At 69.8% G+C, this 20,777-nt stretch carries 20 protein-coding genes; 7 read left to right on the forward strand and 13 right to left on the reverse strand.

What is annotated here, in order from left to right:
- Positions 1-128 precede the first annotated feature (128 nt).
- Positions 129-926 (forward strand): putative protein N(5)-glutamine methyltransferase, encoded by a 798-nt coding sequence (locus A8G15_RS21250; RefSeq protein WP_068164169.1) that lies wholly within the window; start codon positions 129-131, stop codon positions 924-926.
- Positions 927-1,010: 84 nt separating this feature from the next.
- On the opposite strand, the gene A8G15_RS21255 is transcribed toward A8G15_RS21250, so the two are convergent.
- The 3 genes from A8G15_RS21255 to A8G15_RS21265 form a co-directional block, all read right to left on the reverse strand.
- Positions 1,011-1,763 carry an anti-sigma factor gene (locus A8G15_RS21255; protein ID WP_068164171.1) on the reverse strand — a complete coding sequence of 251 codons (753 nt, stop codon included), beginning with the start codon at positions 1,761-1,763 and terminating at the stop codon, positions 1,011-1,013.
- Positions 1,760-2,329, reverse strand: coding sequence for a sigma-70 family RNA polymerase sigma factor (locus A8G15_RS21260; protein WP_068164175.1), 570 nt, complete (start codon positions 2,327-2,329; stop codon positions 1,760-1,762). The genes A8G15_RS21255 and A8G15_RS21260 overlap by 4 nt, the downstream gene beginning before the upstream one ends.
- A gap of 206 nt (positions 2,330-2,535) precedes the next feature.
- A complete protein-coding gene (locus A8G15_RS21265) occupies positions 2,536-3,165 on the reverse strand; it encodes an alpha/beta hydrolase (RefSeq protein WP_068164179.1) in 630 nt (209 codons plus the stop codon).
- Positions 3,166-3,343: 178 nt separating this feature from the next.
- Between A8G15_RS21265 and A8G15_RS21270 the strand changes: the two genes are divergently transcribed.
- Together A8G15_RS21270 and A8G15_RS21275 are read left to right on the forward strand one after the other, a co-directional pair.
- A complete protein-coding gene (locus tag A8G15_RS21270) occupies positions 3,344-4,009 on the forward strand; it encodes a fasciclin domain-containing protein (RefSeq protein ID WP_068164182.1) in 666 nt (221 codons plus the stop codon).
- A gap of 32 nt (positions 4,010-4,041) precedes the next feature.
- A complete protein-coding gene (locus A8G15_RS21275; protein WP_068164307.1) occupies positions 4,042-4,623 on the forward strand; it encodes a lipocalin family protein in 582 nt (193 codons plus the stop codon).
- 43 nt (positions 4,624-4,666) lie between these two features.
- Here the strand turns inward: A8G15_RS21275 and A8G15_RS21280 are convergent, their stop codons facing one another.
- From A8G15_RS21280 to A8G15_RS21315, 8 genes are all read right to left on the reverse strand, one after another.
- A complete protein-coding gene (locus tag A8G15_RS21280) occupies positions 4,667-5,098 on the reverse strand; it encodes an ATP-binding protein (protein ID WP_068164184.1) in 432 nt (143 codons plus the stop codon).
- A 9-nt stretch (positions 5,099-5,107) separates the two neighbouring features.
- Positions 5,108-5,446: an STAS domain-containing protein gene (locus A8G15_RS21285; RefSeq protein WP_156665506.1), complete on the reverse strand. Its 339-nt coding sequence runs from the start codon at positions 5,444-5,446 to the stop codon at positions 5,108-5,110.
- Positions 5,443-7,419: a glycosyltransferase gene (locus A8G15_RS21290; RefSeq protein WP_068164190.1), complete on the reverse strand. Its 1,977-nt coding sequence runs from the start codon at positions 7,417-7,419 to the stop codon at positions 5,443-5,445. Before A8G15_RS21290 ends, A8G15_RS21285 begins: the two co-directional genes overlap by 4 nt.
- Positions 7,416-8,657 (reverse strand): PP2C family protein-serine/threonine phosphatase, encoded by a 1,242-nt coding sequence (locus A8G15_RS21295; protein ID WP_068164191.1) that lies wholly within the window; start codon positions 8,655-8,657, stop codon positions 7,416-7,418. The genes A8G15_RS21290 and A8G15_RS21295 overlap by 4 nt, the downstream gene beginning before the upstream one ends.
- Before the next feature lies 1 nt (position 8,658).
- Positions 8,659-9,645 carry a glycoside hydrolase family 26 protein gene (locus A8G15_RS21300; RefSeq protein ID WP_082900059.1) on the reverse strand — a complete coding sequence of 329 codons (987 nt, stop codon included), beginning with the start codon at positions 9,643-9,645 and terminating at the stop codon, positions 8,659-8,661.
- Positions 9,642-11,126, reverse strand: coding sequence for an SDR family oxidoreductase (locus tag A8G15_RS21305; RefSeq protein ID WP_068164192.1), 1,485 nt, complete (start codon positions 11,124-11,126; stop codon positions 9,642-9,644). The genes A8G15_RS21300 and A8G15_RS21305 overlap by 4 nt, the downstream gene beginning before the upstream one ends.
- The gene (locus A8G15_RS21310) at positions 11,123-12,490 is read right to left on the reverse strand and encodes a TIGR01777 family oxidoreductase (RefSeq protein WP_068164193.1); all 1,368 of its coding nucleotides are present in this window, start codon (positions 12,488-12,490) and stop codon (positions 11,123-11,125) included. Before A8G15_RS21310 ends, A8G15_RS21305 begins: the two co-directional genes overlap by 4 nt.
- Before the next feature lie 84 nt (positions 12,491-12,574).
- Complete coding sequence (locus tag A8G15_RS21315) at positions 12,575-13,948, reverse strand: cryptochrome/photolyase family protein (protein WP_068164194.1); 1,374 nt, start codon at positions 13,946-13,948, stop codon at positions 12,575-12,577.
- An 89-nt stretch (positions 13,949-14,037) separates the two neighbouring features.
- Here A8G15_RS21315 and A8G15_RS21320 point away from each other — a divergent pair, with 89 nt between their 5' ends.
- A complete protein-coding gene (locus A8G15_RS21320; RefSeq protein ID WP_068164195.1) occupies positions 14,038-14,271 on the forward strand; it encodes an RNA-binding S4 domain-containing protein in 234 nt (77 codons plus the stop codon).
- Here the strand turns inward: A8G15_RS21320 and A8G15_RS21325 are convergent, their stop codons facing one another.
- Positions 14,272-16,542 (reverse strand): ATP-binding protein, encoded by a 2,271-nt coding sequence (locus tag A8G15_RS21325; protein ID WP_068164311.1) that lies wholly within the window; start codon positions 16,540-16,542, stop codon positions 14,272-14,274.
- A 220-nt stretch (positions 16,543-16,762) separates the two neighbouring features.
- Between A8G15_RS21325 and A8G15_RS21330 the strand changes: the two genes are divergently transcribed.
- Both A8G15_RS21330 and A8G15_RS21335 read left to right on the forward strand, forming a co-directional pair.
- Positions 16,763-18,409 (forward strand): flavin-containing monooxygenase, encoded by a 1,647-nt coding sequence (locus tag A8G15_RS21330; protein ID WP_068164196.1) that lies wholly within the window; start codon positions 16,763-16,765, stop codon positions 18,407-18,409.
- Positions 18,410-18,455: 46 nt separating this feature from the next.
- Positions 18,456-19,430, forward strand: a complete 975-nt coding sequence (locus tag A8G15_RS21335) for an alpha/beta hydrolase (RefSeq protein WP_068164197.1) — start codon at positions 18,456-18,458, stop codon at positions 19,428-19,430.
- Here the strand turns inward: A8G15_RS21335 and rraA are convergent.
- Entirely contained in the window at positions 19,388-19,882 is a 495-nt protein-coding gene (gene rraA, locus A8G15_RS21340; RefSeq protein ID WP_068164198.1) for a ribonuclease E activity regulator RraA, read from the reverse strand. The genes A8G15_RS21335 and rraA overlap by 43 nt on opposite strands.
- Positions 19,883-20,005: 123 nt before the next feature.
- Between rraA and A8G15_RS21345 the strand changes: the two genes are divergently transcribed.
- Positions 20,006-20,758 carry a FadR/GntR family transcriptional regulator gene (locus A8G15_RS21345; RefSeq protein WP_068164199.1) on the forward strand — a complete coding sequence of 251 codons (753 nt, stop codon included), beginning with the start codon at positions 20,006-20,008 and terminating at the stop codon, positions 20,756-20,758.
- The last annotated feature ends 19 nt before the right edge of the window (positions 20,759-20,777 follow it).

Here is a 20,777-nt window from a genome sequence, read left to right on the forward strand (position 1 = left end):
GCGCTCGGAGCGGACGATCGGTATTCGGAGCCGGCCCGGATGCGGACGGGTGCCGCACGATCTGTGACGTGCCGCCTCGCTCCGCGTCGGCGTGAGGTGCCGCCTCGCTCCGCGCGTTAGGGTGAGGCGTGGCCGCCTCACCGCCGACCCCGGACCGGTCCCACACCCCCCTCGCCGACGAACTGCGCGCGGCCGGATGCGTGTTCGCGGAGGAGGAAGCGGCCCTGCTCGCGGACGCGGCCCGCAGCCCGGAGGAACTGTCCGAGCTGGTCCGGCGGCGCGTAGACGGCGTGCCCCTCGAGCACGTCCTGGGCTGGGCCGAATTCTGTGGCCGGCGCATCGTGGTCGAGCCCGGAGTGTTCGTGCCGCGTCGTCGCACCGAGTTCCTCGCCCGCTGCGCTGCCGAGCGCCTGAGGCCGGGGAACGTCGTCGTCGACATGTGCTGTGGTTCGGGCGCGGTCGGCGCGGTCCTGGGGCACGAGGTCGCGGGGATCGATCTGTACGCCGTCGACGTCGATCCGGTCGCAGTGGGATGCGCCCGCCGCAACATCGAACGGTTCGGTGGTCGCGTCTTCACCGGCGACCTGTGCGCGGCCCTGCCCACGTCGATCGCGGGGCGGGTCGACGTCCTCGTCGCGAACGCGCCCTACGTCCCGTCCCGTGCCGTCGCGTTCATGCCACCGGAAGCACGCCTGCACGAGCCGCGGGTCGCCCTCGACGGCGGCGGGGACGGACTGGACGTGCACCGGAGACTGGCGGACGCCGCACCCGGCTGGCTCGCGCCCGGCGGGCGCCTTCTGATGGAGGCGGGTGTTTCCCAGGCGGACACGGCGGCGCTCATCCTCGCCGCCGCAGGGCTCGACGCGATGGTGCGGACGTCGGAGGAACTCGACGCCACCGTCGTCGTCGGGACCTGCCCGTCGTGATGCGACCGCGGCCGCTGTCCCGGCGGACGGCCGCGCGGTGCCGGGCGTGCGCGGCTGCCCCCTCGGCGCGGGGACAGTGCCGACTCAGCTCAACGGCAGTTCGGCGAAGATGCTCGTCGGCTGTGCGGAGCCGCCCGTCGGTTCGACGCTGAAGCCCAGCGCCGTGGCGCCGGAGAGGTCGCCGAGCACGGCCGTCGTCGACGGTGCGACGTCGGCGGGAGTCATGGTGCCCGCGGACGTGGTGCCCTGGGGTCCGATCAGCCACATCTGGTAGACGGTGCCCTCGCTCGGCGGGGTCACGTTGTTCATCACCAGGACCCCCGCGTCGACCTCCTTCGAGTAGACGACGGTCGCGGTGCCGCCGCCCTCGATCGAGCCCGAGGTGGTGCGCACGTCGTCGGCCGCGAGAATCTGCGCGGACGTCGGCGGGGTGGCGACGTTCTGCCCGATCCGCGACCCGATGCCGACGGCGCCGATCGCGACGATCACCGCGGCAGCCACGGCCAGCAGGAAATTCCGTCGCCGGTTGCGGTGCTGCGCGAGCGAGATCGGCGCAGGTGTCTCCGATGCGGAAGTGGCTGTGGCGGAGACCGTTTCGAGGAGCCGCTGCCGGACCCGCTCCGGCGGTTCCACGGCGCCGATGAGAGAGACCTGCGCCATCGCCTCCCGGATCTCACGGACCTCCCGCGCGAATGCGGCGGCCACTTCGGAACCGGCGGCGGTCACGCGCGCGTCGATCTCGTGGCGTTCGGAATCCGAGACCGCGTCGAGGGCATAGACCGCGGCGAGCCCGAGGAGCTCCTCACCGCCGAAATCGGCGTGGGTACTGTTCGTCATCGCTGGTCACCCCCGAGGCAATTTCGTAGACGGAGCAATCCGTCCCTGATTCTCGATTTGACGGTCGGCAGAGTGGCGGACAGTCGTTCCGACACCTCTCGGTAGGTCAGGCCGCTGTAGTACGCGAGTTCCACCGACTGGCGTTGCAGATCGGTGAGCGTGCCGAGACAGTCCGCGACCTGCTGTGTGTCGTCGCGGCGCACCACCTCCTCGCTCACCGAGTCGAAGGCCGCGTCCGCGGACACCGCGCCGTAGCGGGCCTCGCGGTCGGCGCCGGACTGTTCGGAACGGACCCGGTCCACGGCCCGCCGGTGGGCGAGTGTGATCAGCCACGACAACGCCGAACCCTGGGCGGGATCGAACCCGGGTGCCGTCCGCCACACCTGCAGATAGACCTCCTGCAGCGTTTCCTCGCTGTATCCCGGATCGCGCAGCACCCGCAGCACCATGCCGTAGGCGCGGGCGCGCGTCAGATCGTAGAACTCGGCGAATGCCGCCTGATCCTCCGTCGCTACCTTCGCGAGGAGTGCGTCGAGTGTGTCGGTGCCGCCGCCGACGTCGGTCATCGGCCGTGTCCGCTCATCGCCGAAAAGCCTAGCTGGGCGAATCGGGCAGCTCAACTCGCTTCGGGCACGGACGGATGCGGGGTCAGCGAACGGCGCGGGGGCGAACATGGCGATCGGTTCTCTCGGGCGGGCGGCGCGGCGGCCGCGGAAGGAACGCTTCGGGCCCTCGGTCGCCGCTGCCGGTCGCGGCGACCGCACGGACCCGGTCACGCTTCACGGTGACCTCCGGGGGCTCGCGCGGTGGTGAGGGCGTCGCGCAGGAAGTCGGCGGTCACCGCGTGCCAGCGCCACGGCCGGGTGAGCAGGAAGTGACCGGCGCCGGGAAAGGGCTGCCAGGTCGCGTCCACGCCCCGCCGCCGGGCGGCCTCGGTCTGGGCCGCGGAGGCAGAAGGGTCGGTCCGCCGGTCCGCGGTGCCGTGCGCGACGAGAAGGCGCCGGCCCGGGGGTATGAGGGCCGCCTCGTCGTCCGGCCACCACGGGGCCAGCGCCACCACCGCTTCGACCTGCGGCTGCGCGGCGAGATACGCGACGGCGCGCCCGCCCATCGAGTGGCCGACGAGCCCGATGGGCGCATCGGGCCGCCGTCGTCGGATCTCGTCGAGGGCGCGCAGGCCGTCCTGCACCGGGCTGCGGGCCTCCCCGTTCCATCCCCGCACCGTGTACAGGACCTGACGGACGGTGATGCCGGTGCCGGAAAGCCGTAGCCGCAGAGACTCGGTGAGCAGCGCCATCCGTAACTGCGACGGGTGCCACCACCGCGCGGTCGCAGTGCTCGACGGCATGCCGCCGGGCAGCACCAGCACGTGAGCGCGGCCCCGGCTCGAAGGAATCTCCATGCCCGCCATTCGGAGCCGTGGACGCGATGGATGGGTCGGCCCGGGAAACTCCCCCGGCCGCGGCCCGCGAAAAAAATGTTCCGATCCGACCCATCCACCGGATGACCGGCGGCGAATGACCGGTGACACACCCGATCGACGGAGCCCCCGGGCCCTCGCCACGGAAGGAAGACGAACGATGGCTATTCGAACGCGAAAGAGCATGGCGCTGATCGGTATCGGCGCGGCAGCAGTGATGGGTCTGTCGGCGTGCTCGTCCGACGACTCCGACACGACGATGGAGTCCGCGACTTCGGCAGCGACCTCGGCGATGGAGTCGGCGACCGCCACCGGCACGGCCGAGGCCACGGCGTCCGGTCCGGTGGGACCGGGCTGTGCCGCCTACGCCGAGCAGGTACCGTCCGGGCCCGGCTCGCTCGAGGCGATCGCGCAGGAGCCGGTCGCGACGGCCGCCGGGAACGTGCCGGTGCTGACGACGCTGACCGCGGCGCTGTCCGGGCAGCTCAACCCCGATGTGAACCTCGTCGATACGCTCAACGGCGGCGAGTTCACCGTGTTCGCGCCGGTCGACGACGCGTTTGCGCAGGTCGACCCCGCCACCGTGGAGACGCTGAAGACCGATTCGGCGATGCTCACCGACATCCTGACGTACCACGTGGTTCCGGGCCAGATCCCGCCCGCCGACATCGCCGGTGAGAAGACCACCGTCGAAGGCGGAACCGTGACGGTGACCGGATCCGGCGAGAACTGGAAGGTCAACGAAGCCAACGTGATCTGTGGTGGAATCGAGACCGAGAACGCGACCGTCTACCTCATCGACGGTGTGCTGCTGCCCCCGCAGTGACCCAGGTGCCCGGTCCGACGAAAGGAGATCCCGTGAAACGAGCGTTGTTCGGACTCGCCGCGACGGTACTCGCCGCGGCGGGCTCCGCCGTGGTCGCGGCACCCGCCCAGGCGGCGCCGCTGACTCCCGTTCCCCAGCTGGACGTGACCAGGTATGTCGGCGGCTGGTATCAGCTCGCCGCCAACCCGGCACCGTACAACATCGATTGTGTTCGCGACACGACCGCGAACTACACGCTGCTCGACGAACGCAATGTGCGCGTGGAGAACTCGTGCACGACGATCACCGGTGAGCGGCGCGGGATCGTCGGCAACGCGCGCGTGAACGACACCGCCTCGCTGCACGTGTCCTTCCCGGGCGTGCCGTTCCAGGACTCGCTCGACGGCCCGAGCAACTACCTCGTCACCTATCTCGCCGACGACTACTCGTGGGCACTCGTCGGTGACCCGACCCGCGTGTCCGGCTTCGTGCTGTCGCGCTCACCGGTGGTGGACGAGGCTGCGTGGCAACAGATCCGGGCTGTCGTCGAGGACGCCGGGTACAACTCGTGCCTGATGCTGACCTCGCCGACCACGGAGGGCCTCCAGGAGATCAAGCCGCTCTGCACGGTGTAGCGGAGGTTGTGGCCGGCGCCGGGGACGTGTCTCCGGCGCCGGTTCATCCGTCGCGGGTCCGCACGAGCCGCCACGTGTTGCGGTCGTCCGCACGACGGTAGGTCAGCTCGTCGAGGCATTCGAGCGCGATGGCCAATCCTCGTCCGTGCTCGGCCAGTTCGTCCGGAAACGACACCGATTCCAGATCCACGTCCGCGGCGCGTCCGTCGTCGTGGAAGATCGCTTCGGCCCGGTCGGGGAGGAGCGTCAGTTCCAGGTCGAGGGTCACCGGTTCGCCGCGCCCGGCGTGCTCGACGATGTTCGCGGCGATCTCGACGACCGCCAGCTCGAACTGCGCGAGCGCGGTGCTCTCGACGGCGCCGGGACTCAGCCCGGCGAACAGTGCATGGATCTCGTCGATGGTGGAGGGTCCGGTCACGGTGGTCAGCGAGGCGTGCGCGCCCGTGCCGTGCCCGGGCGTGCCGTCATCCGCCATCGTGTGTCCTCATCCGCCGTCGAAGGCGCTGTCGGCCGAGTCATGGCTTCGCAGAACACGATTGAGATTCGTCAGGGTCAGGACGTTCTGAACCTGATCGGTGGGGGCGGCGATGCGGAGATCGCCGCCGGCCTGGCGAGCGGACTTCAGTCCCGAGATCAGCGCGCCGAGACCGGACGAGTCGATGAAGTCGATCGCGCCGAGATCGACGACGAGCCGCGTGGATCCGTTCTCCACGAGTTCCCGCAGCTGTTCCCGGAGCCGGGGGGCCGCGACCATGTTGAGGCGGCCCTCGGGGCGGATCACGACCGCCCCCGCCTGCGTGGTCCGGGTCTCGAATCCCATCAGCGCACTCCTTCCGAATCCGGTCCCCGATAGCGGACCGCCTGAATCACCACACCGAGAATTACCAGGTCGAACAGGACCCAGAACAGGTTGACGCCCACCCCGAGCGCCGAGATCGCACCGAAATACAGCCGGGTGATCCCGATGACGGAGGCCACCACCAGCACCGCCATGGCGATCAGCTGGAAGCGGACCAGGTGCCAGGGCAGTGCGCCGTCCCCCTGGCGGGTCTTCGGCGTGACCGCGAAGCCGAGCGGTTTGCCGCGGTAGACGTTGTTGAACGCCGTGGTGCACGCCTTGATCCACACCGGGAACAACGCGAGGCTGTACTGCTGGCCCCGCCAGGTGGGGGTACCGCGGCTCACCACCAGGAACAGCAGCTGGTTCAGCAGCAGGAAGGGTATGAGCCGGCCGAAGAAGTCCCAGCTGTACGCCTGCACCGGCATGACACCCAGGACCAGGTATGCCACGGGCGCGAGGATGTACGCGACAGCCGCGAAGCCCGCGAGGTAACTCCACATCGTCGCCCAGTACATCAGCCGCTGTGCCGGCGTGAGTCCGCGCTGCAACAGGGGGTTCTCGCGCAGCATCACCTGGATCGTCCCCTGCGCCCACCGCAGCCGCTGGGTGAGCATCGTGCCCAGATCCTCGGGTGCGAGACCGTGCGCGAGTACCTCGTGGTGGTAGGCGGAGCGCCAGCCCTGGCGGTGCAGCCGCATGCACGTGGCCATGTCCTCGGTCACCGAGATGGTCGCCAGCGGCAGCATGGGCTGGGCCTCGTCGTCACGTCCGACGTCGACGGCGCGGATCAACGCGCGGATCGACTCGATCGCGCCGAGGGGAGACCATTCCCGGCCGGCCAGCCGGTCGAGCGCGTCGTCGTCGAGAAGCAGCGCCGCGCCACCGGATTCGCCGGATCCACCGGTGAGCTCCGCGATCGCCGCGAGGTCCGCGCGCATCGCGTCCGCGTCGGCCTCGACGACGGAACGGGCCGCGGCGTCCACACTCTGCTGGAACTCGTAGGTGATCTCGCCCAGCGGGAGGTGGGCCCGCAGGTCCCGCTTGGCGGTGTCCACGGCAGCGCTCACCGAGTCGAGCGCCGCGAGCACGTCGGCCTGCCCGGGTCCGGTTTCGGCTCGGGCCCGGTCGACGACGGTCTGCGCGGTTTTCAGGGTGCGCCGCACCCCGTCCTCCACCGCCCGGACGTATCCGGTGATGCCGAGCTGCATGAGCGCGTCGCGTCGCAGCACCGCGTTCGAGCCGCAGAAGAAGGCGGCGTTCCAGCCGTCCTTGCCCTGCTGGATCGGTCCGTAGAACAGCGGCGCCTGGCTGCCCAGCGGATCGGACGGCGGCACATTGGTGAAGTACTGCGGGGTCTGCACCAGCGCCATCTTCTCGTCGCGGAAGTACCCGAGGGTGCGATGCAGGATCTCGGGATCGGGCACCTGGTCGGCGTCGAGGATCAGCAGGAACTCGCCCTCGGTCGCGAGCAGCGCGTTGTTGAGGTTGCCCGCTTTGGCGTGCCGGGGCCTGTTCGTCCAGCTCGCCGACCGCGTCAGGTATCGGACGCCGAGTTCCGCGGCGGCGGAAGCGAGCTCGGGCCGGTCGCCGTCGTCGAGGATCCAGGTGGTGTGGGGATAGCGGATGCGCTGCGCGGCCGCGGCGGTGTTCAGCACCAGATCCATCGGTTCGTTGTACGTCGTGATGAACACGTCGACGGTGAGACCGTCCGGCGGTTCGGCCGGGGCGGGCCGGCGCCGCAGCCGCCACATGGTCGATCCGAACAACAGCGAATCGATGAGGCTGTAGGTTTCGGCGACGACCAGCGGCACCGCGATCCACCACGCCGGCCAGTTCACCGAGAACAGCCAGCGCCACACGATGTAGTTGAGGCCGAGCACCGCGGTGAGCACGATGAGCGCGCGGAGCGCGAACGACGGCCCGGTACCGGAGCCCACGTCGTCGCGGTGGCTCACGGTGCGTCCCGATGGACGGCGACGAACGTGACGTCGTCGAGCGGGGGGAGCTCCGACGTGAGTTCCCGGACGGCGCTCAGCAACGCTTCGGGCGTCGGATGTCGGGCCGCGAACCGGTGCAGGACGGCCGGATCGCTGCTCTCGTCGAGCAGATCGAGCAGGCCGTCGGAACACACCACGAGCATGTCACCGGGTGCGAGGAGCGTCTGCTGCGCGGGCCAATCGGCGCCGGGCAGCACCCCGAGCGGAAGTCCCGACGTCGCGAGGGACTCGACGGTGCCGTCGCCGCGGCACATGACCGCGAGCCCGTGCCCGGCGTCGACGTAGCTGATGCACCCGGTGACGGTGTCGAGGACCAGGTGGAACAGGGTGACGAAGCTGCCGGTGTGGTCGAGGTCGTCGTCGAGGTGCTCGGCGGCCGCGGTGGTGAGCGCACCGGCGTCGAGAACCAGCGACTTCGAGGATCCGAACCGTTCGAGCACGCGCGCCGCACCACGGAACGTCGAACGCACGGCCGACGCCAGGATGGCGGCCCCGAGGCCCTTGCCCATGACGTCGGCCACCGTCACGGCGACCCCGCCGGGGACCGGGTAGTGGTCGTAGAAATCTCCGCCGACCACGAACGCCGGGACGCACAGGGAGGTCACGGAATAACCCGGCAGACCCTCCACGGGGTGCGGCAGCAACTGCCGTTGCATCGTGGCGGCCCGATCCAGGTCGTCGGACTGTTCCAGTTCGCGCTGCACCCACGCTGCCAGTTCCTCGAATGCGGCCAGCTGCGTGGCGTCGAGGGTGCGGGGGCGGGTGTCGTACACGCACAGCGTGCCGACCGGGTGACCGCCGGGGCCGCGCAGCGGATACCCGGCGTAGAAGCGGATCCCGTCCTCGCCGCCGATACCGGGGATCCAGGAGAACTCGGGGTCGGCACTCGCGTCCTCGATCACCAGGGCGGGATCGTCGGGTTTCCGGTAGCTGCGCGCGATCGTCGTCTGGCACACCGTCTCGTGCCGGGGCACGTCGATCATCGGGAAACCCTGCGTCGATTTGAACCACTGCCGGCGGTCGTCGATCAGCGACACGGTGGACATCGGGGCGCCGAAGACGTGGCAGGCCATCCGGGTGATCCGGTCGAAGCGTTCCTCACGCGGCGAGTCGATCAGGTTCAGCTGCTCCATCGAATGGAGCCGGGCCTGTTCGAGGGCGGGGGGAATGAACGCATTCGAACCCGCGCCCGTCATGTCAGTGGAACCTCTTCCCTAGTGCCTCGGCGAACGCGGCCGCGGACTCCGGGGTGCTCGCAAGCCGCCAGTTCGTTTCCTTGTCATGATCGAACCACACGAATCCGGCTACGTCGCCGCGACTCTCGAGATAGGTCACAAATTCGCTGATCCATTCTCCCTTCGAGCCGCCCGCGTCCGCGCATCCGACCTCGGTGATCAGCAGCGGGTCGTCCTCCGCGATCCGGCGCAGCTCGTCCAGGGTGGGGCCGAACAGATCTCGTGGTGCGATCCAGTGGCTCCACGGCTGGGACGTGCCCCAGTTGTAGCCGTCCACCCCGACGACGTCGACGTAGTCGCTGCCGGGATAGGTCGCGCCGGTGGGGCTGCTTCCCTCGAACGAGACGTTGGGCGCCCACACCCACTTCACGTTGCGCACCGACTTCGACGCGAACAGGTCGTGGATGTGACGCCAGGCCGCCACGTACACCTCCGGCGGTGTTCCACCGGCTGTGCTCCACGGATACCAGGTCCCGTTCGGCTCGTGGGCGAATCTCAGGTACACGAGCCTTCCCCATGCGGCCAGCTCGTCGGCCCATCGGTACAGGTAGTCGTCGTGCGCCCCTGCCGCGATCGACTCCATCGCGAAATCCTCTGCGTCGTAACGTCCCTCGCCGAGCCATCGCCACGGTTCCCAGGTGATGACCGGATCGGCGCCGGCCGCGGCCACCGCGTCGAGCCCGGCGATCGGCGGAGGCGAGGCGAAATCGGAGAACGACAGGACGATCGTCGGGCGTTCCCCGACCGTGTCCGCCACGGCCCGGAACTCCTCCACCGCGAGTGGCCCCCCGGGAGTGCTCAACCCGAACCGCAGACATCCGCGGGCGGGGTCGTGCAGCGCCGTGACCTCGGTACCGCAATCGGGCCGGGACGGACCGCACGCGGCGGTCGTCGCGGCCAGCGCCACGATCAGACCGGTCAGCAGAAGCCGCGCCGCACAGCCTTTCATCCGGTCGTGTCCACCTCCCGGCGCGCCGCACCCGCGATGTTCTCGAGCATCCCCTTGAAGATGATCCCGTGGAACGGCAGCAGGGCGTACCAATACAGCCGTCCGGCAAGTCCTCTCGGAAAGAAGATCGCCCGCTGGTGCAGTCGCGTCCGGTCCGGCCCGAGTGGTTCGAGGCGCCATTCGAGCCATGCACCGCCCGGGGCGAGCATCTCGGCGCGCAGCCGCAAGAGTTCGAAGCGGTCGATCCGCTCGACCCGCCAGAAGTCCAGGGCATCTCCGGTGTGCAGCGTGGTCGCGTTGCGTCGTCCCCGTGTCAGGCCCACCCCACCGGCGAACCGATCCAGCCAGCCCCGGATCGTCCACGCCAGCGGGAAGGAATACCAGCCGTTCTCGCCGCCGATGCTCTCGACCACCGGCCACACGTCCCGGGCGGGACAGTCGCAGTCCAGGCTGCGTTCGTCGGTGAAGACCACCTCCCCGGCCCAGTCGGGGTCGGACGGAAGCGGCTCGGCGGGTGCGCCCACCGGTGACGCGTTCGCCCACGTGGTTTCGACCTCCCCGCGGTCGATGCGCCGCAACGCCAGCGCGACCGCGTCCCGGTATCCGGTGGTGCCGCCCGGAGGGGGCGGGATCACCTCGTCGATGTCGTGTTCCGTGACCACCGCGTCGGTGCTCAGCGATTCGATCAGGGCCCGGCCCAAAGACGGGGGGATCGGGGTGACCAGGCCGATCCACAGACCGGCCAGTCGCGGCGTGAGGACCGGCAGCACCACGATGCGCCGCCGCAGCAATCCGGCGATCTCGGCATAGACCTGCAGCATCTCGCCGTAGCGGAGCACGTCGGGTCCGCCGATGTCGAAGGTGCGGCTGCTCGGCAGCGGTGCGTCGGCGGCCGCGACGAGATAGTGCAGCACGTCGCGCACCGCGATCGGCTGGATCCGGTTGTTCACCCAGCGGGGTGTGGTCATCACCGGCAGCCGGTTGCCGAGGTGCCGGATCATCTCGAACGACGCCGAACCCGACCCGATGACGACGCCCGCCTGCAACACCAGCGTCGGTACTCCGGAATCGAGCAGGATCCGGCCGACCTGTTCCCGCGACCTCAGATGCGGCGACAGCCGATCGGAATTCGGATGCAGGCCCCCGAGATACACGATCCGCCCGACGCCGGCGCGCCGCGCCGCGTCCGCAACGTTCTCCGCCGATCGCTGCTCGGCCTCGGCGAATTCGCCTCGCCCGCTCATGGAGTGGACGAGATAGTAGACGACGTCGATGTCGAGGCACGCGGCCTCGACCGAGTCCGAGTCGTCGAGATCGCCCTGCACCACCTCGACATCGCCCGCCCACGGGACGTCGCGCAACTTGTCGGGAGTGCGTGCCAGAACCCGCACGCTGTGCCCGGCCGCGACGAGCCGGGGAGCGAGGCGGCCGCCGATGTAGCCGGTCGCCCCGGTGACGAGAATTCGCAACGGTGCCGTCATGCGGCCGGTTCGATGATGTGCCCGAGCTGGTGCCGCAGGCAGTCCTCGATGTGGGGGCGCCGGAAGGTGTGTCCGGCCTCGACCAGCCGACGCGGCACGACGTGCTGGTCGGCCAGCGCGACCTCACGGGCACCCTGGTCGCCGAGAAGCAGTTTCGGGCCGAACGACGGGACCGGCAGCCGGGCGGGACGGTGCAGCACGCTCGCCAGGATCCGCGTGTACTCGTCGTTGCGGACGGGCTCGGGCGAGACGGCATTCACCGGACCGGACAGGGCCGGGTCGGCGAGTGCCCGGTGGTAGACGTCGATCAGGTCGTCGAGGTCGATCCACGACAGCCATTGCCGGCCGTCACCGAGCCGGCCGCCGAGCCCGGCGGTGAACAGCGGGCGCATCAGTTGCAGCGGGCCACCGCGCGGGGTCTGCACGATGCCCGTGCGCACATGGACAACGCGCAGGCCACCGGCCTCCGCGGGTTTGGTCGCGGCCTCCCAGTCGGCGACCACGTCGGCCAGGAAACCCGAACCGCGGGAAGCGCTCTCGTCCAATGTCTCGTCCCCGCGGTAGTAGCCGTACAAGCCGATCGCGGACGCACACACGAACGAGGCCGGTCCGTTCGCGGTGTTCGCGGCGCATTCGGCGAGCAGCCGGGTCGGTTCGACACGGCTGTCGCGCACCGCGGCCTTGTGGTCGTCGGTGAAGCGCCCGGCGATCGAGGCGCCCGCCAGATGCACGACGGCGTCGACTCCTTCGAGCAGGTCGCCGGCCGGTGAGCCGGGATCCCACTGCCGTTCGTGACGGTCGCGGGCGGGCCGGCGCACCAGCCGGACGACCCGGTATCCGCCGGTGCTGAGGAACGCGGTCAGTGCGCTGCCGATCAGCCCGGAGGCGCCGCTCACCGCGACCGTCACCGGCCGCACGCCCTGGGCCTGCGCCCAGCGATGCCGGTCGAGGTCGTCGGCGAGCTGACGGTGCCGGAACCGGAACGTCTGCAGCAGAACCCTTTCGGGCACCGGGGTGTCGACCCGGTCCACGACACGGGTTCGGTCGCGCCCGACCGTCTCGAAGGTGTGCTCGTGCCGCCAGGAGCCGACGAGACCGACCGGCATCGAAGTGAGGCCGTCACGGCCGAGTTCGTCGACGAATCGAGCGGGCGGGTCGTACTCCTCGGGACGGTGGTCGGCGACCCACCGCAGACCGCCCGGCAGACCGAGGACGGCGCGCCCGTCGGCGAGCGAGTCCGCCTCCGCGATCACCCGCATCGGCTGCCACGGCGGCAGCAGCCGGGTGATCGCCCCGGGCCGGGCGTACCACGCGAAGACCTCGTCGCGCGGGACGTCGACGATGCTCGAGTATTCGATGCCCATGGTCCCTCCGTCGTCCCTCGGCCCGTCTGGTTCGGTGCCACACTCTCCGGTGATTCGGGGCCGGGGCACCACCGGATGGGTGGATCATCGGCCCGGCGAGATCTCCCCGTACCGGGCCAGCGCGACCTGCCGTTCCTGCGCGTGGTCGACGATCGGGTCCGGATAGCCCTGAGGCGCTCCGTTCGACGACGACCCGGTCGGCGGCCGATGCACCCCCTTGCCGGAAATGCCGCGTAACTCGGGTACCCACCGGCGCACGTAGTCACCCTTCGGATCGAACTTCTCGCCCTGCGTGGTCGGGTTGAACACCCGGAAATACGGTGCGGCGTCCGTGCCGCACCCGGCCGTCCACTGCCATCCGTGCTGGTTGGACGCCAGGTCGCCGTCGACGAGGTGATCCATGAAATGTTGCGCGCCCCACCACCACGGCAGGTGCAGGTCCTTGGTGAGGAACGACGCGACGATCATCCGGACCCGGTTGTGCATCCAGCCCTCGGCGAGCAACTGGCGCATGCCGGCGTCCACGATCGGGAAGCCGGTGCGGCCCTGCTGCCATGCGGTGAAGTTGCGGTCGGCGTCCGGGCCGGTGTCGTAGCGGATGCCGTCGAACCGGTCGTTGTAGTTGCGGCGCGCGGTGTCCGGCCGGTGGTGCAGCACGTCGGCGTAGAAGTCGCGCCAGCACAGTTCGCTGCGCAGTGTCGTCGCACCGGGATCGGAGCGGTCCCGCAGATCGTGCAGGAGCGTGCGTGGATGCAGGCACCCGAACTTCAGGTACGGCGACAGCCGGCTCGTCCCGTCCAGGTCCGGGCGGTCCCGGTCGCTGTCGTACCGGTCCAGTCCGTCGTCGCGGAACTGCCGCCAGCGTTTCCGTGCCGCGGCCTCCCCGGCCGGCGGCAACGCCACCTCGAGGCCGGCCTCGTCGGCCGGAATCGCCGTCCGGCCGCGGACACCGTCCGGGTCGATCCACGTCACCGTCGACGCCCGGGTCCGCGCCGGCGGTCGCCACCCGTGCTCGAGCCAGGCCTTCCGGAACGGCGTGAACACCCGGTACGGGCTGCCGTCGCCCTTGAGTACGCGGCCGGGGGAGACCGCATAGGGCGACCCGGTGCGCACGAGCGGCACGTCGCCCAGCGCGTCCTCGACGGCGCGGTCCCGGCGCGTACCGTAGGGCGCGTGGTCGGCGCTGACGTGCACCGACCCGGCACCCACCTCCCCGGCGAGTCGCGGGATCACCGTCACCGGATCGCCGCGGACGACGAGCAGCCGCCCCTCGAGATCGTCGTCGAGCGCCCGCAGGCAGCGCATCAGGAAGGTGGTGCGCGGGCCGGGCCGCAGCAGCCGGTCGTCGAGCACGAACACGGCAACCGCGTCCTCGGCGGCATCGGCTGCGGACAGCAGGGTGGGCAGGTCGTGCAGCCGCAGGTCGCGTCGGAACCAGATCAGTGCGGGACTACTCACCCGTCCAGTGTGCCCGGCCCGAATCACGGGGAAACAACGACGACGCCGGTGGACGTCGCGAATAGTCGATCCGGACCTTCTCGGAGACAATGGACGACATGTCCGACGCTTACGAAGTTCCCATCCGCGACGAGTCGATCCGGCTCGGCCAGTTCCTGAAGCTGGCGAACCTCATCGAATCCGGAGCCGAGGCGAAGGAAGTGATCGCGGACGGCCTGGTCTCGGTCAACGGCGAAGCGGAGTTCCGGCGCGGACGGCAGCTGCACGTCGGGGACACCGTGGAGATCGCCGGGGCGAGCGCGCGCGTCACCCGTGAGGGATAGCTAGGTCGTGCGCGCCGCGACCCACGCGGCGATCTGTGTGCGCGAGGCGAAACCGAGCTTCGCGAGTATCCGTTCGACATGACCGTCGACCGTGCGTGAGGAGATCACCAGGTGCTCGGCGACCGCACGGTTGCTGCGTCCCTCCGCGATCAGCATCGCGATCTCGAGTTCCCGCTTCGTCAGCGGCGATACCGTTTTCGGTCCGGTGGTCTCGGCGGTGGTGGACTCTCCGAGCGCGAACGCGACCGCCTCGTCGATCGTGGTTCCCGCCTGTTCCGCGGCGAGCTTGCCGAACGCCGCTTCGCCGAGCGCGTCGACCGCGCGCCTCCGCGCGGCACGCGAATCGTCGGTGACGTGGGGCCCGAACGCGGCGATGTCGGTGCCCAGTCGTGTCCACACCGCGTCGGCCGCGCCGAACAGCTGCGCCGACCTCCGGGGATCACCGGATCCCGCGCACGTCCACGCCAGTACCTCGATGGACAGCGCGGTGCAGATCTTGTCCTTGTAGGACCGCTGGATGCGCAGCGCGTCGCGGGCCGCGTCCACCGCAGCGCCGGACGCGCCCTGATGCAGGTGCACCAGACTCGAAACCCACAGCGAGTAGGCCCGATTCCAGTTCTCGCCGTAGCGGCCGGACAGGTCGAGTACCGCGTTGCACGTGGTGAGGGCGTCGTCGGCGCGCCCGTCGTAGATCTGCGCCATCGCGAGCTGGAACGACGCGGTGAGGACCGCGGCGGTGTCGCCGTGGGCGCGGTGCACGCCGATCGCCGATTCGTACCCTGCGATCGCGTCGGCGGTGCGCCCGCGGAACAGCGCGTGCAGCGCAGCCCAGTGGTCGGCGTGCGCACGCAGCCGGTCGTCGGCAAGAGTTGCTGCGAGAGAGTGGCATTCGATCAGGTGCTGTTCGGCGGCATCGTGGTCGCCCTGGATCAGTGCGATCCACGCCGCCACCCACAGGGCATCGCCGCGTTCGCGGACCGGGTCGGTGGCGCTGTGCAGGATGCGTTCGATGCGGGAACGGCCGTCGGCGAGATTGCCCCCTGCGATCCAGTGATAGCGCAACGCCACCGCGAACTCTGCCGTCGTCGGCGACGACGATTCTTCGCGCAGCGACCAGTCCAGCGCCGCAATGTGATTCGGGTGATCGATACGCAGGCGGGTGAGGATCTCGCGCTGGGTCGAGCCGCACCAGTCCTGCGCCGATCGCGCGGCCCGCGCGGCGTAGTGGTCGCGATGCCGGCGGAACAGTTCGGCGGTTTCCCCGATGCTCTCGGCGAGTTCGGCCCCGTATTCGCGCACCGTCATCAGCTGGAGGTACCGGAGATCTTCGGTGGCGCGATCCGTGCCGACGAGAGATTTGGCGACGAGCCGGTCGAGCAGATCGACGATCTCGTCCTCCGGAAGCGCACCGAACCCGCAGACCGCTTCTGCCGCTTCGAGATCGAACGATCCGGGGAAGACGGACAGGCGTGCCCAGAGCAGCCGCTCGTCGTCCGAGCACAGGTCGTGGCTCCAGTCGATCAGAGCGCGGAGAGTCTGCTGCCGGGGCAGGGCGCTGCGGTTGCCACCGGTGAGCAGCGCGAAACGCCGGTCGATCCGCTCGACGAGCTGTGACGGCGACAGCGACCGGAGCCGGGTCGCCGCGAGTTCGACGGCCAGCGGAATGCCGTCGAGCGAGCGGCAGAGCTGGGCGACGGCGTCGGCGTTCGCGTCGGTGAGTTCGAACCCCGACACGGTGTTGCGGGCGCGTTCGACCAGCAGTGTCACCGCTTCGAACGGCGCGATGTCCACCGCCCGGCACCCGGTACCCGCCGGGGGAGTACCCAGCGGCGGCAGCACATAGGTCTGCTCGCCGGCGATCCCGAGCGGTTCGCGGCTGGTGGTGACGATCCGGATCTCCGGAGCGGCGTCGAGCAGCGTCGTGACCAGTGTGATCACCGCGGGCAGGAGGTGCTCGCAGTTGTCGACGACGATCAGCATGTGCCGGGAGCGGGTGTGATCGGCGAGCTTGTCGAGCACCGGACGGTTCGACTGGTCGGTCACGCCGAGTGCCGCGGCGGCCGCGGACGGCACGGTGTCCGGGTCCCGGACGGCAGCCAGGTCGATCCACCGGACCGAGTCGCGGAACGCGCGCGCCGAGCGCGCCGCCAGCTCCTCCGCGAGCCGGGTCTTCCCGACCCCGCCGGGGCCGATCAGCGACACCAGATGGGCATGCTGCAGGCATGCGCGGGCCGCGTCGAGTTCGCGGCGGCGCCCGACGAAGCTGGTCAGAGACCTGTGCGGGACGGTGGTGGCGGGCAGCGCCGGACTCCCTTCCGAGGTGCCGAAGGATCGGGGCCGAACATACCCGATCGCGCTGTGACCCCCAACACAGGTAGCGATGGGGGTGTTCTGCCCCATCCCGGGCGGGTGTGATCCACGTCATGGTTGTCGGTGTCCGGATCGGCACCCCTCGAGCGCCGTCCCCCGTGATCCACGAGGAGTCACCATCATGTCCTTCGATCGTTCTTCCGCGTCCGCCGACCTCGACGCCGTCGTGGTGGGAGCCGGGTTCACCGGTCTGTATGCGCTGTACAAGATGCGCGACGAAATGGGCCTGTCGGTCCGGGTCTTCGACGCGGCCGACGATGTGGGCGGTACCTGGTACTGGAACCGGTATCCGGGTGCGCGCGTCGACATCGAATCGGTCCACTACTCGTACTCCTTCTCGAAGGAATTGCAGCAGGAGTGGCGGTGGAGCGAGCGGTTCGCGGCGCAGCCGGAGATCCTCGACTACCTGCAGCACGTCGCCGACCGTTTCGACCTGCGCAGGGACATCACGTTCGGCACCCGGATCATCTCCGCGGTGTGGGACGACGATCGCCGCGTGTGGACGGTGGGCACCGAGTCCGGCGAGTCGGTCACCGCGACCTACCTGATCTCCGGGGCGGGCAACCTGTCGGTGCCGAAGAAGCCGGAGTTCCCGGGTATCGACAACTTCGCCGGTGAGGTCCACCTGACCGGCAACTGGCCGCACGAGCCGGTCGATTTCACCGGCAAGCGGGTCGGGGTCATCGGTACCGGATCGAGTGGGATCCAGGCGATCACCGAGATCGCGAAGCAGGCCGGGCATCTGTCGGTGTTCCAGCGCACGCCGAACTACGCGACGCCGATCGGCAACACGCCGATGACCGACGACGAGATCGCGCACGTCAAGGCGAACTACGACGAGATCCGCGCCGCGTCCCGCAACCACTTCCTGGGTGTCCCGTACGACCAGGTGCAGGAATCCGCGCTGGCGGTGTCCGCGGAGGAACGCCGTCGCGTGTTCGACGAGCGTTGGGATGCAGGCGGATTCCGGTTGTTCATCGACAGCTTCCAGGACATACTGTTCGACCGGGAAGCCAACGACACCGTCGCCGAGTACATCCGCGAGCGGATCCACGAGCGGGTGAACGACCCCGAGGTCGCGAAACTGCTCGCACCGACGGGTTATCCCTACGCCACCAAGCGGCCGCCGCTCGAGACGAACTACTACGAAACCTACAACCGGGACAACGTCACCCTCGTCGACGTCGCGAGTGCGCCGATCCGGGAGATCACCGCGACCGGTGTGCGCACCGCGGCCGGCGAGCACGAGCTCGACGTGATCGTCCTGGCCACCGGGTTCGACGCGATGACCGGGCCGCTGCTGGCGATGGGCATCGTCGGCCGCGACGGTGAACGGCTCGAGGACAAGTTCGCGGACGGGCCGCGCACCTACCTGGGCCTGATGATGCACAAGTTCCCGAACCTGTTCCTGGTCACCGGGCCGCAGTCCCCGTCGGTGCTCTACAACATGCCGCTCGCTATCGAGGATCACGTGGACTTCGTCACCGACGCGATCGCACACCTGCGGCAGCGCGGCCTCGACACCATCGAGCCGACCCGGGAGGCCGAGGACGCGTGGGTCGCGCACTGCGCCGCGCTGGCGGAAGCAACGCTGATGCCCGACACCGATTCCTGGTACATGGGCGCGAACATCCCGGGCAAGCCGCGGGCGTGCATGGTCTACCTCGGCGGAGCACCCGCCTACCGGGCGAAGTGCGCCGACGTGGTCGACCGCGGCTACGAGGGCTTCGAACTCGCCGGTGACCGGACCGTGGCCCGGGTCTCCTGACAACCCGAACATCGCTCAGCGCAACACTTTCGAAAGAGGAGAGCACATGGCACTCGACGAGCATGTCGCACAGTTGATCGCGGGACTGCAGGCGCAGGGACTGAAATCGTTCGAACAGATGTCGGTGGAGGAGGCGCGCGGCGTCGTCGCCACCTTCACCGGTCTGCAGGCACCGCCGGAGCCGGTCGCGCGGATCCACGACGACCGGTACCCGAGCGACGGTGGCGAGCAGAACCTGCGGATCTACGTGCCGGAGGGGGACGGCCCGCATCCGGTGGTGCTGTACTTCCACGGCGGGGGATTCGTCGCCGGCGGACTCGATGTCGTCGAGGAGCCGGCGCGCGGCGTCGCCCACGACACCGGCGCCATCGTCGTGACCGCCGCGTATCGCCTCGCACCCGAGCACCGGTTCCCCGCCGCCCCCGACGACGCGTGGGCCGCGCTGCTGTGGGTCGCAGGCAACATCGCCGGTTACGGCGGCGACCCGGACGACATCGTGGTCATGGGCGACAGTGCCGGCGGCAATCTGGCGGCGGTGACGGCTCTTCGGGCCCGCGACGAGGGTGGCCCTCGCCTGCGCGGCCAGGTGCTGGTGTATCCCGTCGTCGACCCGGTGGCGCAACTACCGTCGCGGCGGGAGTACGCCGACGGTTACGTCATCACCGCGGCGGGCCTGGACTGGTTCTGGCGGCAGTACCTGTCCGCGCCCGGGGACGCACGGAATCCGTATGCGGTGCCGGTCCGTGCGCAGTCTCTCGCGGGTCTGCCGCCCACTCTGATCCTCACCACGGAGAACGAGGTCGCGCGCGACGAGGCCGAAGAGTACGGAGCCCGTCTTCACCAGGACGGTGTCGACGTGACCACCGTCCGGTTCGACGGCCTCGTGCACGGGGTGTTCTGGATGTCCGGTGCGGTGCCGCGCAGTCGTGAACTACGCAGTGCGGTAGCCGAATTCGTCGGCACCGTCACCTCGTCCGATCAGGCCTCGGCGCGGACGACGACGCCGTCGTGGTCGCTGTAGACGATCTCACCCGGGTTGAACGTGATCCCGCCGAACTCGACGGGCACGTTCTTCTCCCCGGAACCGGTCTGGGTGCTCTTGCGCGGGTTGGTGCCCAGCGCCTTGATGCCGATGTCGAGGGTGCGGAGGATCGCGGAGTCGCGGACCGCGCCGTTGACGATGACCCCGGCCCAGCCGTTGTCGACGCCGCGCCCGGCGATGATGTCGCCGACCAGAGCGGTGTGGATGCCGGCACCACCGTCGACGACGAGAACCCCGCCGTTGCCCGGCTCGCTCAGGGTCTGCTTGACGAGAAGGTTGTCCTGGAAGCAACGGATGGTGGTGATCGGTCCGCAGAACTCGGTGCGCTTGCCGAACTGGATGAACTGCGTGTCGCAGCTGCGGATGTCCGGGCCGATCTCGTCGGCCAGGTCGGCGGTCGCGGTGAACTCGGGCGTGGTTGCGTCGCTCATACCGCAGAGGATAAATCCCAGCTCATACGGGCAGATGAATATACTCATAACGCCTGAAAGCGGTAGATTCTTGTATTCTTAACGGACAGCGCTGGCTGCACGACGGGACTACAGGACGGTGAAATGCCACTCGACGGACGCTCGACGGTTGTTCGCGTGCCGAAGGCCGGCGAACTGATCGCGGCGAGCCTGCGCCGACAGATCATCACCGGAGAACTCCGGCCCGGCGAGCCGTTGCCGAACGAAGCGGCGCTGATGGAACGGTTCGGCGTATCCCGGCCGACGCTGCGCGAGGCGTTCCGCATCCTCGAATCCGAGGGGATCATCACCGTCCTGCGTGGCGCCCACGGCGGCGCCCGCGTCCAGGCGCCGGACCGGTCCACCGCTGCCCGCTCCACCGGTCTGCTGCTGCAGTACCAGGGTGTGCCCCTCGCCGACGTCTACCGCGCACGCACCGAACTCGAGGTCGCGGCGGTCGGCCTGATCGCCGCCAACCCCGGCGATCGCGTCGACACCCTCGGCGACCTGGTCGAGCGCGGCGACGAACTGACCGGCGACCCGGCGGCGTTCGCGCGGCACGACACCGAGGTGCACCGGATGGTGATGGAACTCGGCGGCAACGAGACGATGGCGGTGCTCGCCGGCATGCTGCTCGACATCATGGACGCCCACAACGCCCTCTACATCTCGACGCGCACCGAGGTGTCCGACCGCCCGGGCGCGGCGGTCGCGCTGCGCTCCAACCGCAAGCTCGTCGCCCTGCTGCGCAGCGGCGAACCCGGTGCCGCGGAAGCGTTCTGGCGCAAACACCTCGACAGCGTCGAACGGGTCATGACGGGCGACTCCGCGACCACTCTCGTCGAGGTCCTGTCCTAGCGGTCCGCCGACGACGGTC

It is taken from the genome of Rhodococcus phenolicus, assembly GCF_001646785.1.
Classification (GTDB): Bacteria; Actinomycetota; Actinomycetes; order Mycobacteriales; family Mycobacteriaceae; genus Rhodococcus; species Rhodococcus phenolicus.

Coding starts and splice junctions, on each gene's coding strand:
- A8G15_RS21255 (WP_068164171.1), bottom strand. CDS start 1,763: ATGACGAACAGTACCCACGCCGATTTCGGCGGTGAGGAGCTCCTCGGG.
- A8G15_RS21260 (WP_068164175.1), bottom strand. CDS start 2,329: ATGACCGACGTCGGCGGCGGCACCGACACACTCGACGCACTCCTCGCG.
- A8G15_RS21265 (WP_068164179.1), bottom strand. CDS start 3,165: ATGGAGATTCCTTCGAGCCGGGGCCGCGCTCACGTGCTGGTGCTGCCC.
- A8G15_RS21270 (WP_068164182.1), top strand. CDS start 3,344: ATGGCTATTCGAACGCGAAAGAGCATGGCGCTGATCGGTATCGGCGCG.
- A8G15_RS21280 (WP_068164184.1), bottom strand. CDS start 5,098: ATGGCGGATGACGGCACGCCCGGGCACGGCACGGGCGCGCACGCCTCG.
- A8G15_RS21295 (WP_068164191.1), bottom strand. CDS start 8,657: ATGACGGGCGCGGGTTCGAATGCGTTCATTCCCCCCGCCCTCGAACAG.
- A8G15_RS21300 (WP_082900059.1), bottom strand. CDS start 9,645: ATGAAAGGCTGTGCGGCGCGGCTTCTGCTGACCGGTCTGATCGTGGCG.
- A8G15_RS21305 (WP_068164192.1), bottom strand. CDS start 11,126: ATGACGGCACCGTTGCGAATTCTCGTCACCGGGGCGACCGGCTACATC.
- A8G15_RS21310 (WP_068164193.1), bottom strand. CDS start 12,490: ATGGGCATCGAATACTCGAGCATCGTCGACGTCCCGCGCGACGAGGTC.
- A8G15_RS21320 (WP_068164195.1), top strand. CDS start 14,038: ATGGACGACATGTCCGACGCTTACGAAGTTCCCATCCGCGACGAGTCG.
- A8G15_RS21330 (WP_068164196.1), top strand. CDS start 16,763: ATGTCCTTCGATCGTTCTTCCGCGTCCGCCGACCTCGACGCCGTCGTG.
- A8G15_RS21335 (WP_068164197.1), top strand. CDS start 18,456: ATGGCACTCGACGAGCATGTCGCACAGTTGATCGCGGGACTGCAGGCG.
- rraA (WP_068164198.1), bottom strand. CDS start 19,882: ATGAGCGACGCAACCACGCCCGAGTTCACCGCGACCGCCGACCTGGCC.
- A8G15_RS21345 (WP_068164199.1), top strand. CDS start 20,006: ATGCCACTCGACGGACGCTCGACGGTTGTTCGCGTGCCGAAGGCCGGC.